This window comes from Actinomadura rifamycini DSM 43936, assembly GCF_000425065.1.
Taxonomy (GTDB): domain Bacteria; phylum Actinomycetota; class Actinomycetes; order Streptosporangiales; family Streptosporangiaceae; genus Spirillospora; species Spirillospora rifamycini.
Genome location: NZ_AULB01000019.1, coordinates 11796 through 27836, shown reverse-complemented (window position 1 = coordinate 27836; position 16041 = coordinate 11796). Strand labels below are relative to the sequence as shown.

The window sequence follows — 16041 nt, the reverse complement described above, 5'->3', positions numbered from 1 at the left end:
GACGTCCGCGCAGGTGGCCACGGTTCAGCTTCGCAGGGCGGATCGGCATGGACCGCCGCCTTTTAACAAGGCGCTCCCCACTCTTGAGCAGAAGATCGAGTTCCGCCCCTGACCTGCGTAAATGCCGAAAATTCGCACCTGTTCCCCGAAGTTCCCCGGAAACGCCGGGCGGTCTTCGGGAAATACCTGTTGACGGGCGAACCCGAGCGGGAGAATCGGCGTCACAGATCATCACTCGATCCCCCTGACAAGAGGAGAACGGTGCGAGGCAAGACGGCCATGGCCATGGCGCTGGTCCTCGGACTGGCGACGGCGTGCGGCGGCGGGGGCGGGGGCGGCGTCGCCCCCGCGAAGACCGCGGCCGCCGCCCCGACGGTAACGATCACCCCGGCGAACGGCGACGCGCGCGCCCGCCCGGACCAGGGGGTCGTCGTCAAGGCGTCCGGCGGGACGCTCGGCACGGTCGCCGTGACCCTCAAGGGCGAGCCGGTGCCGGGCGCGCTGTCCGCCGACAAGACGACGTGGCGGTCGTCCTGGACGCTCGCGCCCGGCGGGAGCTACCGGGTGCAGGCCACGGCGACGTCGCCGCAGGGGCGGACGGCGACCGCGGCCAGCGCCTTCCGCACCACGACCGCGGTCGCCGCCACCCGGATCAGCAACGTGGTGCCGAGCGCGGGCGAGACCGTCGGCACCGGCATGCCGATCTTCATCCAGTTCACCAAGGACGTCCCCGAGCGGGCCAAGCCGCTGATCGAGAAGAGCATCGAGCTGTCGTCGACGAAGCCGACCGTCGGCTCATGGCGCTGGCTCGACAAGGGCCACTCCTTCAACGGCCTCCCGTCCCTGGTGTTCCGCCCGAAGAAGCCGTGGGCGCCGAACCAGGAGGTGTCGGTCACCGTCCACTACGCGGGCCTGAAGATCGGCGACGACGTGTTCGGCGCCAAGGACGTCACCCGCCGCTTCAAGATCGGTGACTCGCACGTCGTCGACATCAACGCGAAGACGCACGAGCTCGTCGTCCGGGAGAACGGCAAGACGGTCCGGAGCTGGGGCGTCAGCCTCGGCTCCGGCGGCGACGTGTGGGCCGACGGCGTCGACCACCTGCTCACCACCAGCGGCGTCCACCTCACCATGGACCGCAGCCGCATGGAGCGGATGGTGTCCCCCGGCAAGAAGAAGGGCGACCCCGGCTACTACGACGAGCAGGTCCCGTGGGCGACCCGCATCTCCAACAGCGGCGAGTACATCCACGAGAACACGTCCGACCCGGCCTGCCTCGGCAACCGCAACTGCAGCCACGGCTGCGTCCGGTCGCCCGCCCAGGACGCCAAGTGGCTCTACCACTGGTCGTACCGGGGCGACATCGTCAACATCACCGGCACCGCGCGGAAGCTCGACTGGTGGAACGGCTGGGGCTACTGGGAGGTCCCGTTCGGCAAGTGGTCGAACACCACCGACCGCGAGGCCGTGACGACGTCCCCGCTCAGGTCCTGACCTCCGCGGCGTCCGCCGGGGCCCCGTCCCGCGGCCGCCCGCCGTCCGCCGCGGGGCGGGACGCGGGGATGAGGGCGGTCGCGACGAGGCCGATGACGACGCAGGCCGCGGCGGCGTAGGAGCAGAGCGCGACGCCGTCGGCCATCGCGGCCCGCGCCGCGTCCGCGACCGGCGCCGTCTCGGGCCGTCCGGCCAGCGTGCCGATCGCGGCGCCGGCGGAGTCGGTGACGGCGCCGGCGTGCGCGTCCGCCGCCCCGTCGGGGACGCCGTCCGCGGTGAGCCGGTCGCGGATCCGGGCGCCGAGCGCGGTGAAGAACAGGGTGGTCAGCAGGGCGATGCCGAGCGCGAACCCGAGCTCGCGGAACGCGCTCTGCACGCCGGACGCCTGCCCCGCGCTGCGCGGCGGGACGTCCGCGAGCACCACGTTCGTGACCTGCGCCGTCGCGAACCCGACGCCGACGCCGTAGCCGAACAGGGCGAGCGCGACCGGCCACCACGAGCTGTCCGGGGACGCGACGAGCCCGAGCGCCGCCAGCCCGGCGACCTCCAGCGCCAGCCCCAGCCGGACCTGGCCGAGCGGCGACACCGGCATGCCGAACGCGGCGCCGCTCGCGCAGAAGCTGCCCGCCGCCAGCGGGACGAGCGCGAGCCCCGCCTCCAGCGCGCTGTACCCGAGGGTGAACTGGAGCCACAGCGGCAGCACCGCCAGGACCCCGAACTCGCCCATGCCGATGATCAGCGTGACGACGTTGCCGTTGCGGAACGACGCGATGGAGAACAGCCGCACGTCCATCAGCGCCCGCCCGGCGTCGCCGCGCCGCACCAGCCGCACCTGCCGGCGGACGAACGCGGCGAGCAGCAGGACCGCCAGGAGGAGCGCGGCGAAGGCGGGCGACGGTCCGGCGCCCCAGGTCGCGCCGGGGAGCTCCAGCGGCCGGACGCTCGCGAACCAGCCGTAGTGGCGGCCCTCGACGAGCCCGAACGCGAGCAGCCCGAGCCCGAGCACGGACAGGACGGCGCCCGCCGCGTCGATCCGGCCGCCGGCGCGGGGCGACGGCGCGAAGAACAGCAGCGCGCCCGCGCACAGCAGCGCGGTGAGCGGCACGTTGATCCCGAACGCCCAGCGCCAGGACGCCTGCTCGGTGAGCCACCCGCCGAGGACGGGGCCGAGCGCCGACGCGGCGCCGATCGTCGACCCCCAGACGGCGAAGGCGCGGCCGCGCGCCGCGCCGGTGAAGGTCGCGTTGAGCAGGGACAGCGACGTCGGCAGGATCATCGCCGCGCCGGCGCCCTGCAGGAACCGCGCGGCGATGAGCAGGCCGCCGTCCGGTGCGACGCCGGCGAGCACGCTGGTCGCGCCGAACGCGACGAGCCCGGCGACGAACACCCGGCGGGCGCCGACGATGTCGGCGACGCGCCCGGCGAGCAGCAGGAACGCCGCGAAGACGATCGCGTACGACTCCTGCGTCCACTGCGCCTCGGCGGAGCCGATCCCGAGGTCCTCGATGACCGACGGGACGATCACGTTGACGATCGTGGCGTCGACCACGATCAGCGCGACGCCGAGCGAGATCGTCACCAGCCCGAGCGCGCGCCGTAGGGAAGAGGGTTCGGACACCCTGAATACCTCCATGGTGAAGTATCTTTATGATGGAGTTACTTCACGAGGAAGGTAGAGTTGGGCACGACCGGTTGTCAACGCGAACGGGAGGACCGGATGGAACACGCGGACCGCGACGCCGTCGCCGACCAGCGGAAACGCCTCGTCGAGGGGCTGCGGGCCTACGGTGCGGAGTTCACCGAGCTGGGCCGCCGCTTCGCCACCGTCCTCGGCGTCCACGCCACCGACGCGTTCGCGCTGCTGGAGATCGCCTCCGCCGAGCAGCGCGGCGCCCCGCTCTCCCCCGCGCTCCTCGGCCGCCGCATCGCGCTGTCGTCCGGCGCCATGACCGCCCTGCTCAACCGCCTGGAGGAGGGCGGCCACATCACCCGCACCCGCGAGCGGGCCGACCGCCGGATCGTCACGCTGCGCATCGGCGAGCACGCCCGCACGATCGCCGAGGACTTCTTCGGCCCCGTCAACGCGCGCGAGGACGCCGTCCTGGCCGACTACCCGCCCGGCGTCCTCGCCGAGTTCGAGACCCTCCTGACCCGCCTCCGCACCGCCATGGACCCCGACACCCCCGAATGACCGCCGCCCACGGCCCGGCGGCGGGGCGGGCGGCGGGGCGGGGCGGTCAGCGGAGGGGGTCGAAGGGGGCCAGTTCGGACGGGGGGCGGCCCGTCGTGATCGTGTCCGCGAGGAGGCGGCCGGTGGCGGGGCCCAGGGTGATGCCCCACATGCCGTGGCCGCCGCCGACGAACACGCGCGGCGAGCGGGTCGCGCCGATGAGCGGCAGGCCGTCCCGCGTGCACGGGCGGGACCCGACCCACTCGTCCCGCCGGTCGTCCAGGCCGACGCCGCGCAGCATCGGGCGCGCCGCCTCCACGATCGCCCGGACCCGGCGGGGGTCGAGCGCCGCGTCCGGGCGGCGGAACTCCATCATCCCCGCGACGCGCAGCCGGTCGCCCAGCGGCGTGCACGCGACGCGCTGCGCCGGGAGGTACACCGGGCCGGACGGCGCCTCCGACACCGGCACGCTGAAGCTGTAGCCGCGGCCCGCCTGGACGAGCGCGCGGACGCCGAACCGGCGCGCGAGCCCGCCGAGCCACACGCCGCTCGCGACCACCGCCGCGTCGAACGCCTCCCCCTGGACGGCCACGCCGCCGGGGCCGTCGTGCAGGTCGCCGACGGGCGTCCCGGTGCGGATGTCGCCGCCGCGGGCCCGCACGGCGGCGGCGAGGGCGTGCACGAACCGCCCGGGGTCGATGTAGCGCTGGCCGCGCAGCAGGATCGCCGCGCCGATCCGGTCCGACAGCAGCGGCTCCAGCTTCCGGGCCTCGTCGCCGTCGAGCGCCTCGTACTCCAGCCCCTGGCCGGCCGCCCGGATGTGCTCGACCTCCTCCAGCAGGACGCGGCGCTCGGCGGCCGTCCGGTACGCGGCGACGAACGTGGCGGCGTCCCGCGTCTCGGCCTCGACGCCGCCCTCGACCAGGGCGTCGAAGCTCGGCAGCGCCAGCCGGTTGATCGGCACCAGCGCCTCCATCGCGCGCCGCCACCGCGCGGCCGTGCTGTGCCGCGCGAACCCGGCGAGGAACCGCAGCAGCCGCGGGTCCGCGCTCGGCGGCACGTACACCGGCGACGACGGGCTGAGCACCGCGCGGACCCCGTACCGCAGGACGGCCGGTTCCGGCAGCGGCGTCGCGAGCCCCGGCGTCAGCCAGCCCGCGTTGCCCCACGACGCGCCCGCCGCGACGTCCCCCCGGTCGAACACGGTCACGTCCACGCCGCGTTCCTGCAGGAACCACGCCGTGGACAGGCCGACCATCCCGGCGCCCACGACGGCGACACGGCGCGTTTCACCGGACACGTTGGCGACCATCCCACGTTCCTCTCTGCGGCGGTCCTCTCACCTCCGATGGTGGGACGGCGCGGCGCCCGCGGCCTCGTCCGATCCGGTCAATCGGGCGCGCACACCTTGTGCGATTCGCACAATCGGTCGGTAACACTGGGGGTATGGCGATCAGCGTGGCGGACCTTGCCGGATCTCTCGGGCCGAGCCTGCTCCGGGTGCTCACCGAGGGCCGCGCCGGGCCGGTGGACGACGTCGTCCTCGCCGAACCGGGCGAGCCCGCCGGGCAGCCCGGCGACCTGGTCCTCGGCATCGGCCTCCACTCGGCGGCGGCCGCGGTCGCGCTGCTGGAGCGGGCCGACGCCGCGGGCGCCGCCGCCGTCGCCGTGAAGGCCCCGCTCGCCGCGGCGGCCGCGCCCGCCGCGCGGACCCGGGCGCCCGCGCTCGTCGAACTCCAGCCGGACGCCTCGTGGGCGCACCTCGTGTGGCTCGTCCGCGGGGCCGTCGACCGGGCGGGCGCCCCGCTGCCCGGCTCGCCGGGCGCGCACGACGACCTGTTCGCGCTCGCCGACGCCGCCGCGGAGATCGCGGGCGCCCCGGTCACCGTGGAGGACGCCCGGTCGCGCGTCCTCGCCTACTCGGGGCTGCAGGACGCGACCGACCCCGCCCGGGTCTCGACGATCGTGGGCCGCCGCGTCCCGCCGCAGGTCACCGCGCATCTGCGCGCCTGCGGGGTGTTCCGGAAGATGGCCGGGTCGAGCGACCCCATCGCCGTCCCCGCGGGGCCCGACGGGATGCTGCCGCGGCTGGTCGTCCCGGTCCGCGCGGGCGGCGAGTGGCTCGGCTCGATCTGGGCGGTCGCCCGCACGCCCATCCCGGACGCGCGGGTCCGGCGGCTCACCGAGCTGGCGTCCGTCCTCGCCCTGCACCTGCTGCGGCTGCGCGCCGACGCGGAGGTCGCGCGGCGGGTGTCGGCGGAGCACCTGCGGGCGGCGCTGCGGGACGGCTCGCCGCTCGCGGTGCCCGACCCGCCGCCGTGGCGGGTCGCGATCCTCGGCGCCCGCGGCGGCGGCGACGCGCGGCGGGCGCTCGACCTGTGGGAGGCGATCGCCCGCCGGTTCGGCTGGCGCCGCCCGCTGCTCACCGACCTCGACGGCGCGCTGCACGCCGTCCTCACGGCCGGGCCGGGCGGCCGCGCGCGGGAGCCGGGGTCGCCGCCGTGGCTGGCGGACGTCCTCGCCCGCGTGCGCGACCCGGACCTGTACGCGGCGATCGGCGGCCCCGCCGCCGCCCCGGCCGACCTGCCCCGGTCCCGGGCCGAGGCCGCCGAACTGGACGGGCTCGCGGCGTCCGGGCGGCTCGCGGCGGCGGGCACCGTCCTGCTGGAGGACGCGTGGGACGCCGTCGTCGTCGAGCGCGCGCGCAGGGCGGTCGGGCCGGACGTCCTCGGCGGCCCCCTGCGGGCCCTCCGCGAGCACGACGCGGAGCACGGCACGTCCTACCTGCCGACGCTGGCCGCCTGGCTCGACCACTTCGGCGACCCGAAGGGCGCGGCGGCCGAACTCCGGATCCACCCGAACACGCTGCGGTACCGCCTGCGCCGCATGGCCGACACGGCGCCCCTCGACCTCGCGTCCTCCCGGGTGCGGCTGGCCCTCCGCCTCCAGCTCGCCGCCCTCCCGGACGCCGCCGGACGGGCGTGACGGCGGCCCGGCGCGCGTCCGGGAGCCGGGCGTCCAGGGGTGGGCGGCCGGTCAGGCGGAGGAGGAGCGGCGGCCCGTGCGGCGCGTCCGGGCGTTGCGGGTCCGCCGCTCGCACTTCGCCATCAGCAGGCTCAGCCGCTCCGCGCCCGGTGGCGCGGCGGTGCGGCATTCCGCCCGGTCGAACGGGGCGTCCGCCGGACGGACGGTGTGGCCGCGGTCGGCGTGCGCGGTGAAGACGTACGCGTCGACGGGCCGGGCCAGCGGGACCGGCGGGACCTGGGCCGACGGGAAGATGTGCGCCAGGGCGGACAGCAGGTCGAGGACGTCGTCCCACGCGCTGCGGAGGGTGTACTTGATCGCGATCTTGAATTCGCTGCCGAGGCTCCACGAGCGCCGGACTATGGGCGCCTCCGTCCCGGCCCCGGCCTCTTCGTCTCCCATCAGATAGACGGGCCTGCTGTGGAAGCGGGTGCGGTATTTACCTGTCTTCACGTCCGTGTATCCCTGGAGCTTCCCGGTCGCGTCGACCGTCGCTCCGAAGTCCGGCGGCCGGACGGGCAGGAGGCGGGTGTTCAGGGAGACGCGGCCCTCGGCGGCGGGCCCGGGGTTCGGCAGGTCGTCGGCCGTCCCCGCGGAGAACGAGCCGCCGAGGCCGACGCCGGCCTCGAACGAGAACGCCGCGCCGCCGTCCGTGGTGACGATCCGGAGACCTCCGCCGATGCCGCGGTAGAACGTGAACTTCAGCTCCGAGCCCTGCACCTTCCCCAGCATGCCCATCGCCTGGGGAGGGGGCGGGGGCCGGTGCTCGGGCACCTCGGCCGGCTCCGGGACGTCCGCGGAGAGGCGCTCGGAGACGCAGCCGCGGGCGGGCGCCGGTTCGACGACGCGCGCGAGCGGCTGGGACGCGGGACTCGACAGCACCGCGATCAGCGCGAGGATCTGGACGCACGCGCCGCATATGACTCCCCCCATGTGCGTGCTTCCACTCCTCCGGGCGCGTGGACGGACACCGGCGCCGGAACGGATCGGCCCTCCCCGACGGCAGTGACGACATGTCGCACGTTATAGCACAATGGAGTCGCTTGATTACAAAACGTGACCAAGAGTCTATAGGTCAATATGGACGACTCCCCCCGTTCAGGGCAGGCGGAGAGCGGCGGGCGCCCCGGCCGGGACGGACGGCGCGCGCGGCGCGACGCGGCCGACGCGCCGGTACGGCCCGCCGGGCGCGGGGCGCGGGTCGTCCTCGCCGCGGTTCGGCCAGAACGACATCGCCCGCTCGGCCATCGCGGTGATGGTGAGGGACGGGTTGACGCCCAGGTTCGCGGTGACGGCGGAACCGTCGACGATGTGCAGGCCGGGGTGGCCGTGGACCCGGTGGTAGGGGTCGATGACGCCGGTCTCGGGGGTCTCGCCGATGGTGCAGCCGCCGATGAAGTGCGCCGTCGTCGGGATGTCGAACAGGTCGAACCACGTCCCGCCCGGGGTCGCGTCGAGCTCCTCGGCGAGCATCCGGACGGCCTTGTGCGCGATGGGGATCCACGTGGGGTTCGGCGCGCCCTCGCCCTGCCGCGCGACGAGGCGGCCGCGCCGCCCGGTGACGGTGATGGAGTTGTCGGCGGTCTGCATGACGAGGGCGATGACCGTGCGGTTCGCCCAGTCCTTCAGCGAGAGCCCCCGCAGGATGAGCGTCGGGTGCCGCAGGGCCAGCCCCGCGAACTTCAGCCAGCGCGGCGCCCGCCCGCCGCCGTCGACGAGCAGCGTCCGGATCAGCCCCATCAGGTTGTTGCCGGTGCCGTAGCGGGTCGGCTCGATGTGGGTGGCGTCGTCGGGATGGAACGACGAGGTGATCGCGAGGCCGGTGCCGTGGTCGACGTCCCCCGGGCGGTGCCGGCCGGTCAGGCGCTCGACGCCGAGCAGCGCCTCGGAGTTGGTGCGGGTCAGCTCGCCGAGCCGCGCGGACAGGTGCGGCAGGCGGCCCGCGCCGCGCATCCGGTGCAGCAGCGTCTGCGTGCCGTGGGTCCCGGCGGCGAGGACGACCTGCTCCGCGGTGATCGTCCGCTGGTGGCGCCGCAGGAACCCGGTGCGCCGGATCGTCACCCGGTAGCCGCCGGACGCGACGGGGTCCAGCGCGGTCACCATGGTGTCCGGGACGACCCGGACGCCCGCCTTCTCCGCGAGGTACAGGTAGTTCTTCGTCAGCATGTTCTTCGCGCCGACACGGCAGCCGATCATGCACGAGCCGCACGCGGTGCACGTCGTCCGCCGGGGGCCCGCGCCGCCGAAGTACGGGTCGTCGTGCGTCACCCCGCCCCGCGGCGTCCCGTCCTGCGCCGACCCGTCCTGCGGCGTCCCGTCCTGTGCCGTCGTGCCCTCGTCCCCGAAGAACACCCCGACCGGGACCGGGTGGTGGGTGTCGCCGGCGCCCATCCGGTCCGCGACCCGCTTGACCGCCTCGTCCGCGGGCGTGACCAGCGGGTTCGTCACGACGCCGAGCATCCGCCGGGCCTGGTCGTAGTGCGGCGCCAGCTCGTCCCGCCAGTCGGTGATGCGGCCCCACGCCTTGTCGGTGAAGAAGGGGCTCGGCGGCTCGTACAGCGTGTTGGCGTAGACGAGCGAGCCGCCGCCGACGCCCGCGCCCGCGAGGACGAGCACGCCCGCCTTCCCCCCGACGCGGTGCATCCGCTGGATGCCGCGCAGGCCGAGCCGCGGCATCCACAGGTACCTCGGCAGCCGCCAGGACGTCTTCGGCAGCGAGTCCTCGTCGAACCGGCGGCCCGCCTCGAGCACCGCGACGCGGTACCCCTTCTCGGCGAGCCGCAGCGCCGCGACGCTGCCGCCGAACCCCGAGCCGACGACGATGACGTCGAAGTCGAACGCCTTGCGGGCCATCCGCACCACCTCGTCCCCACACGCAACGGAGTCCCGACTATCGACCCGCGCGCCCGCCCGCACCACGAAGCCGGACACGCGATTCGGCGGGGCACTTGTCACCGCGTTGACAACCCCTCCGCGACCGGCCGGACACGCTGGACGAACGCCGCCCGGGGGCCTCACCGCGGACGTCCGCCCGTTGTCACGCGCGTGACAAGGCGGGGGCGGCGATCCTGCGCGACGTGACAAAGCCGCCCCCCGCCGGGCGGCGCATAATGACCGGATTGCACGCAGTGTCCAGCCGGATCGGCCACCGATCGGGTCCCACCCTGCCGAGAGGAACCACCCGTGAACCGACGTCATCTCGCGGCCCTGCTGCTGGTCCCCGCGCTCGCCCTCACGGGGTGCGGCGGGGAGGACGACTCCGGCGGCGGGTCGTCCGCGCAGACCCCCGCGGCCGGGGCGCCGTCCGGGCCGGGGGCCGGGCAGCCCGGCGGCGACGGCGGCGCGGGCGGCGGCCAGGGCGGGACGGGCGCGGGCCAGGGCGGCGGCGCCGGTTCCGGCGGCGCGAACGGCTCCGGGGGCGCGGGCGGCGCGGGCGGCTCCGGCGGCGGCGGGACCGCGAACGGCGCCCCCACCGGGCCACCCCCGGCCGCCGTGAACGCCTTCACCAAGTGCATGCGCGACAAGGGCGTCGACATCCCCGCCGACATCCGGCAGTGGCAGCCGCCCGCGACGCCGTCCGGCGACATGCAGCGCGCGATGGCCGTCTGCATGCAGGTCATGGCGTCCGCCGCCCCGCGCGGCTGACGCCCCGCGCCCGACGCGCCCCGCGGGCGACGCCGACCGCGCGCGGGGCTCAGCCGCAGACCGTCCGGTAGGGGACGTCGGGGACGTAGCGGCGCCACTCGGCCTCGGTGAGGTCGCCGCCGGCCCGGTCGCAGATCTCCCGCACGGCGTCCGCCGGGTCGAGCGAGGTCTCCCGCACCGTGCCGTCCGTCCCGGCGGTGAGCAGGCGCGCGCCGCCGTCGCGGAACGCCAGGTCGAGCAGCGGGCCGTTGTGGAGCGGGATCAAGCCGGTCAGCGGACGGCGGGTCTCTACGTCCCACAGGCGCACGCGCCCCTTGGAGTCGCCCGTGACGAGGAACCGGCCGTCCGGGGTGAAGGACATCAGCACGATGCCCTGGTCGTCCAGGGGGAAGCCGGGCTCCAGCATCCGCCCGCTCTCCATGTCGAACAGCCGTACCGCCGCGGGGCCGTGGTAGGCGAGCAGGCGGCCGTCCGGGCTCTGCGCGGAGACGCCGCCCCAGGGGCTCTCGAAGAGGTCGCGGCGCTTCCCGTCCGGCACGGTCACGAGGTGGACGTCCTCGGACGTCTGGACGATGATCGCCTCGCCGTCGGGCCGCATGAGCGCCATCCCCCAGTCGCCTTCGGCGGGGGATCGGAGCAGCAGGCGCCCGCTGGGCAGCTCCCGGATCAGGGTGGTCCGCCCGCCGTCGACCGTGTAGGCGACGCGCTCGCCGTCGCGGCCGAACGACACGCTGCTGCTCGGCGACGGCCCCTCGCCGGTGTAGGCGGGCCCCAGCGTCCGGGTCGCCCGCCCCGTCTCCGGATCCAGGAACCGCAGGCCGCTCGGCAGGTGGCTGTCGACCACGGTGCGCCCGTCCGGGGTGAACCGGACGAGCAGGTCCGGCTCGACCCCCGTGACCTCGTTCGGGACGGGCGGGCCGACCGGCCGGCCGGTGTCGAGGTTCCAGGTGCGGACGGACGACCTGTCGCGCCGGGCGAACAGGCGCCCGTCCGGGCTGAACGCGCCTCGGTGGTCGTCCTCCGAGGCCGCGGGGTACGTCAGCACCGCCTCCGGCCGGGTGTGCCGGGACACGTCGAACACCCGCAGCCAGGATCCCTGCGCGTCACCGTCCACGACGACGAGCGTGCGGTCGCCCGGCCCGAACGCGGCCTGCCCCGCCTTCGCGTCGCGGGCGAACGTCTCCACCATCCCGTCCGTCCGCCACATGCGCACGCCGTCCGCGGGGCTGTTGCCGAGGAGGAACCGGCCATCGGCGTTGAACGCGAGCGAGACGACGCCGCCGAGCGTCCCGGTGATGCGCCCGTCCGTCATGTGCATGTGCTCCCGGCCCGTGGCGGCGTCCCAGAGGCCCACCTCGCCCTGACCGTAGGCGAGGGCGACCGTCCGGCCGTCCCTGGTGAACGCGGGCGCCACGAACTCCTCCCCCGGCTCGCCTTCCAGGAGCGGTTCGAAGATCTCGATGGTGCTCAGCCGGCGGCGTTCCGGCAGGTCCCAGACCTCGACGTGGGTCGCGTCGGTGACGATCGCCGCGCGGCGGCCGTCGGCGCTGACCCCGGCTTGCAGCCCGCCCGGCGGGCCGGGCACCGGCTCCCCGGCCCGCAGGTCCCACAGGCGCACCGGGTCGGGACCCTCCAGGGCCTTGCTCACGCCGATCCCGCGGGTGGGCAACCGGTGGATCAGCGCGGGGACGGGCTCGCCCGCCGCGCGTCCTTTCTCCAGGTCCCAGAGCGTCGTGCTCGCACCGGTCCAGATGACGGCGAGGCCGCCGTCCGGGCTCGCGGCCACCAGGCCGTGCTCGTCGGGCGCCCCGGTGAGGTCGATGCGGTGCTTCCGCAGCGACGGGACGTCCAGGAACTCGGCGAAGCCGGCGTCGCTGTAGTCGTGGTGCAGGATCCTCTGACCGTCGGCGCCGAGGAGCAGGGCCCTGGTGCGGACGCCCGGAGCGGGAAGCTCCCGCACCGCCACGTCCTGCTGGAACCGGGCCGCCAGAACCGGCCCGCGCGCGTCGTTGATCTCCGCGAGGCGCCAGGCCGCCGCGCTCAGCAGCATCGCGGCGCGCGGGTCGTCCGTGCGGACGGCGTCCGCGCGCGCCGCGACGGACCGCGCCCACGCCGCGTTGCGCTGGCGTTCGATGGCGCGGCGCTGGTTCTCGATGACGCCGACGGCGATCAGCGACAGCACGAGGAACACGGCCGTCGCGGCGGCGGCGGCGCGGCGCGCGTGCGCCCGCCGCCGCTCCCGCGCCCGGCTCGCGGCGAGGAAGTCCTGCGCCCGCCCGCCGAGCCCGACCCGGGTCCGCTGCGTGGTGGCGAACCGCGCGGTCGAGGCGAGCGCGGTGCCCTGCAGCAGGTCGCCGGGCTTGCGGCCGTGCTCGTCCCAGAGGCGCGCTCCGCGGGCCAGCTCGTCGCGGACGCGCAGTCCCTCGCGGTCGTCGGCGATCCAGCCGCGCAGGCGGGGCCAGGTGTGCGGGAGGGCGGGCGTCGCGAGGGAGCACTCCTCCCCGTCGATCGCGATCAGCCCGGCCGCGGTGAAGACCCCGAGGATCCGGTCGAGCGCGGCGGCGGAGCCGGGCGGTCCCGCCGCGCGCAGCTCCGCGCGCGGGACCGGGCGCGGCTCGCCGTCGGCGCCGACGAGGCCGAGCAGCAGCAGCGGGACGAGCGGACGGTCGTCCTCGGCGACGTCGAGGCACGCGCGTTCGGCGCGGTCGTGCAGGGACGGGTCCGGCGCGTGCGACTCCGGCGGCCGGACGGCCGCGGCGATCCGGCTGCCCTCGCCCAGCATCGCCGCCGCGTCGGCGCCGCCGGTCAGGGCGAGCAGCAGTTCCGGGGCGGTCGGCCGGTCGTCCGGTGCGACCGACAGCGCCCGCCGGACGAGCGCGCGGAGCGGCTCGCCGAGGCCGCCCAGGTCGAGGTCGTCCGCGAGGATCCGCCGCAGCGAGGCGGGGAAGTCCGGCGCGCCGAACGGGGACCGGCCGGTCGCGGCGAAGACGACGGCGACGCCCCAGGCGAACACGTCGGCGGCGGGGGTGGCGCGCTCGCCGCGCAGGACCTCGGGGGCGGTGTAGCCGGGGGTGCCGATGACGCCCTCGGTCGCGGTGAGCGTCATGTCGTCCGTGCGCGCGATCCCGAAGTCGATGAGCCGGGGCCCCTCCGGGCCGATCAGCACGTTGCCCGGTTTGAGGTCGCGGTGGACGACGCCGGACTGGTGGATGGCGGTCAGCGCCGTGGCGACGCCGGTCGCCAGCCACAGCAGCTCGTCCCCGCCGTACGTGCCGCTCTCCCGGACGACCTCGCGCAGGCTGGGGCCCTCGATGAACTCGCTGACGATGTACGGGCGCGGGCCGTCCAGGTCCGCGGCGACGATGCGGGCCGTGCAGAACGACGCGGCGCGGCGGGCCGCGGCGACCTCCCGGCCCGCCTGCGCGCGCAGTTCCGGGCTCCCGGAGACCCGCTCGTGGAACGCCTTGAGCGCGACCCGCCCGCCGGACTCGTCGTACGCCTCGTACACGACGCCCTGGCCGCCCGCGCCGAGCCGGCCCGCCAGCCAGTAGTCCCCGATCCGCCGCGGGTCCTCGGCGAGGAGCGGCGCTCCCCGCGGCGTCGCGCGCCGTCCGGCCACGTGTGCTCCCGCCCCTCGCCCGGCTGTCCGTTTTATGACGTCGATCGGTCCGGGAAAGTTGACCTTCGGCGCGGGGATTCATCAAAGGTGCTGGTAGGTGGTGTAGTTTTCAGCGAAGTCGTTGTCGCGGCGGAAGTTCGTGAAACTCATCGTTGCGGTGGTGTCAAGGCCCTCGACGTAATGCCACCAGCCGATCGGTATGAACAGCAGTTCGCCCGGCGCGAGCGTGCACTCGTGCACCTGGGCGTCCCGCATCTTGGGGAACCGCGCGTCGTCCACGTCGCTCCCGTCCACGTCGGAATAGCAATGGACGGTGTTGTAGATGTACGCGGTGTCGTGCATCGGCACCAGTTTGACGTGCTTGCGCCCGATGACCTGCGCCATGAAGTTGTTCGTCAGGTCGTGGTGGTACGGCGTCTTCGTGCCGGCGGGGCCGAGCCAGAGGCTCGCGCCGTTCGACCACGCCGCTGCCCGCCCGCATCCGGGCGAGGCGCCCGTAGACGGTGAGCGCCCATTCGCGCTTGCGGAGCCGGTTCGCGACGCGCGAGCCGCCCTGCACGTACGGGCTCTCCAGCGCCGCGTCCACCTCGCGGCCGGCTTCCGCCGCGTCGAAGCCGTTCTGCACCAGCACCGCGCGGATCGCCTCCGGCGCGCTGCCGAGCAGCACGTTCTCGGCGATCCAGCGGCGCCACTGCTCGATGGGAGGGGCCACGGTCTTCTCCTTCGCGACGGGGGCGTCCGGAGGCGATTCTCGGCCCGGGGGTGTCGCCAGGTACACCCCCCGGCCGGGGGTTGGGCCCAGTGCGGGAGGGGGTGCGGGCCGGAAGAGTCGATCTTGCCGAACCGCACCGCACCCTGGAGGTCCGCATGCCGCGCATCCGCACCCGAACCCGCCGTCCCGCCGCGCGCCGCGCCGCCGTCCGCGCCGTCCTCGCGACGGCCGCCGCCGCGACCGCCGTCACCGCCGTGGCCGTCCCCGCCGCCCAGGCCGGGCCCCACGACCGCCACGGCGGGCACGGGGGGCACGGCCGTCCCGGGAAGCACGAGCGGACGGTCGAGGCGTGGGCGGACCGGCTCGTCGCGGACGGGGCGCCCGGCGCGATCATCATGACCCGGCGCGGCGGACGGGTGCACCACGCCACCGCCGGCGTCGCCGACAAGGCCACCGGGCGCCCCATGGACCACCGGCTGCTGTTCCGCATCGCGAGCGTCACCAAGTCGTTCACCTCGACGGTCGTGCTCCAGCTCGCCGCCGAGCGGCGGCTGTCGCTCGACGACACGGTGGAGAAGTGGCTGCCGGGCCTGGTCCGGGGCAACGGCAACGACGGCTCGAAGATCACCGTGCGGCAGCTCCTCGCGCAGACCAGCGGCCTGCACGACTACACGTCCGATCCGCGGATCTTCGCCGAGCCCGGACGCTCCTGGACGCCCGAGGAGCTCGTCGGGATCGCGATGGAGACCCCGCCGCACCACGCGCCCGGCACCGACTGGAACTACGCGAACACCAACTACGTCCTCGCCGGGATGATCATCGAGCGGGCGACGGGGAATTCCGTGGGGCACGAGTACAAGAAGCGCATCTTCTGGCCGCTGGGGCTGCGCCGCACGTCCTACCCGGAGACGAGCACCGCGTTCCCCGGCCCGTACGTCCACGGCTACTACTACGACTTCGGCGACGTCAGCACGCTGGTGAGCCCGTCGAGCGCCCGCGCGTCCGGCGGCATCGTCTCCACGGTGGACGACGTCGCGCGCTTCCACCGGGCCCTGTTCACCGGGCGGCTGCTGCCGCGGCGGCAGATGCGGGAGCTGACGACCGTCCGGCCCGTCAACGACGGCGGGATCGTCGAGGACTACGGCCTCGGCGTCGCGCGGATCGCGTTCTCCTGCGGGTACGCGTGGGGGCACGACGGCGGCTTCCCCGGCTACCGCACCTGGACCTACACCAGCGCCGACGGCAAGCGCCAGGCCGTGATCACCTACAACGAGTCGGCGCTGGAGGAGGACAAGGAGTTCCGCGCCGACCTCGCGAAGGCCGCCGACGCCGCGTTCTGCTCCTGACGCCCGTCCGGCCCCGGACGACCGCCCGCGT

General features: G+C 75.3%; 11 protein-coding genes. 5 read left to right on the top strand and 6 right to left on the bottom strand.

From position 1 onward, the window contains the following. Positions 1 to 261 precede the first annotated feature (261 nt). Positions 262 to 1494 carry a L,D-transpeptidase gene (locus tag H505_RS42860; RefSeq protein WP_245592568.1) on the top strand — a complete coding sequence of 411 codons (1233 nt, stop codon included), beginning with the start codon at positions 262 to 264 and terminating at the stop codon, positions 1492 to 1494. On the opposite strand, the gene H505_RS42855 is transcribed toward H505_RS42860, so the two are convergent. Further along, positions 1484 to 3112 (bottom strand): DHA2 family efflux MFS transporter permease subunit, encoded by a 1629-nt coding sequence (locus H505_RS42855; protein ID WP_051300871.1) that lies wholly within the window; start codon positions 3110 to 3112, stop codon positions 1484 to 1486. The genes H505_RS42860 and H505_RS42855 overlap by 11 nt on opposite strands. Before the next feature lie 99 nt (positions 3113 to 3211). Between H505_RS42855 and H505_RS0118905 the strand changes: the two genes are divergently transcribed. After that, on the top strand, positions 3212 to 3685 hold the full coding sequence (locus tag H505_RS0118905) for a MarR family winged helix-turn-helix transcriptional regulator (protein ID WP_026403240.1): 474 nt from the start codon (positions 3212 to 3214) through the stop codon (positions 3683 to 3685). 46 nt (positions 3686 to 3731) lie between these two features. On the opposite strand, the gene H505_RS0118900 is transcribed toward H505_RS0118905, so the two are convergent. Then, positions 3732 to 4976, bottom strand: a complete 1245-nt coding sequence (locus H505_RS0118900) for an NAD(P)/FAD-dependent oxidoreductase (protein ID WP_026403239.1) — start codon at positions 4974 to 4976, stop codon at positions 3732 to 3734. A gap of 134 nt (positions 4977 to 5110) precedes the next feature. Here H505_RS0118900 and H505_RS0118895 point away from each other — a divergent pair, with 134 nt between their 5' ends. Next, the gene (locus H505_RS0118895) at positions 5111 to 6649 is read left to right on the top strand and encodes a PucR family transcriptional regulator (RefSeq protein WP_026403238.1); all 1539 of its coding nucleotides are present in this window, start codon (positions 5111 to 5113) and stop codon (positions 6647 to 6649) included. A 51-nt stretch (positions 6650 to 6700) separates the two neighbouring features. On the opposite strand, the gene H505_RS0118890 is transcribed toward H505_RS0118895, so the two are convergent. Next, complete coding sequence (locus H505_RS0118890) at positions 6701 to 7621, bottom strand: hypothetical protein (protein WP_026403237.1); 921 nt, start codon at positions 7619 to 7621, stop codon at positions 6701 to 6703. 165 nt (positions 7622 to 7786) lie between these two features. Beyond that, positions 7787 to 9541, bottom strand: a complete 1755-nt coding sequence (locus H505_RS0118885; RefSeq protein WP_026403236.1) for a GMC oxidoreductase — start codon at positions 9539 to 9541, stop codon at positions 7787 to 7789. 330 nt (positions 9542 to 9871) lie between these two features. Here H505_RS0118885 and H505_RS47820 point away from each other — a divergent pair, with 330 nt between their 5' ends. Then, positions 9872 to 10333, top strand: coding sequence for a hypothetical protein (locus H505_RS47820; RefSeq protein WP_051300870.1), 462 nt, complete (start codon positions 9872 to 9874; stop codon positions 10331 to 10333). A 49-nt stretch (positions 10334 to 10382) separates the two neighbouring features. Here H505_RS47820 and H505_RS47815 read toward each other — a convergent pair whose 3' ends face one another. Both H505_RS47815 and H505_RS48550 read right to left on the bottom strand, forming a co-directional pair. Next, positions 10383 to 13952: a WD40 repeat domain-containing serine/threonine protein kinase gene (locus H505_RS47815; RefSeq protein WP_051300869.1), complete on the bottom strand. Its 3570-nt coding sequence runs from the start codon at positions 13950 to 13952 to the stop codon at positions 10383 to 10385. Between the two features lie 81 nt (positions 13953 to 14033). Further along, a complete protein-coding gene (locus H505_RS48550) occupies positions 14034 to 14801 on the bottom strand; it encodes a cupin-like domain-containing protein (RefSeq protein WP_211238510.1) in 768 nt (255 codons plus the stop codon). Between the two features lie 18 nt (positions 14802 to 14819). Between H505_RS48550 and H505_RS42835 the strand changes: the two genes are divergently transcribed. Continuing rightward, entirely contained in the window at positions 14820 to 16010 is a 1191-nt protein-coding gene (locus H505_RS42835; protein WP_051300868.1) for a serine hydrolase domain-containing protein, read from the top strand. The last annotated feature ends 31 nt before the right edge of the window (positions 16011 to 16041 follow it).

What these genes read in the sequence shown, in the direction of transcription:
- H505_RS0118905 (WP_026403240.1), top strand. Translation starts at nt 3,212, where the DNA reads ATGGAACACGCGGACCGCGACGCCGTCGCCGACCAGCGGAAACGCCTC.
- H505_RS0118900 (WP_026403239.1), bottom strand. Translation starts at nt 4,976, where the DNA reads ATGGTCGCCAACGTGTCCGGTGAAACGCGCCGTGTCGCCGTCGTGGGC.
- H505_RS0118895 (WP_026403238.1), top strand. Translation starts at nt 5,111, where the DNA reads ATGGCGATCAGCGTGGCGGACCTTGCCGGATCTCTCGGGCCGAGCCTG.
- H505_RS0118890 (WP_026403237.1), bottom strand. Translation starts at nt 7,621, where the DNA reads ATGGGGGGAGTCATATGCGGCGCGTGCGTCCAGATCCTCGCGCTGATC.
- H505_RS0118885 (WP_026403236.1), bottom strand. Translation starts at nt 9,541, where the DNA reads ATGGCCCGCAAGGCGTTCGACTTCGACGTCATCGTCGTCGGCTCGGGG.
- H505_RS42835 (WP_051300868.1), top strand. Translation starts at nt 14,820, where the DNA reads ATGCCGCGCATCCGCACCCGAACCCGCCGTCCCGCCGCGCGCCGCGCC.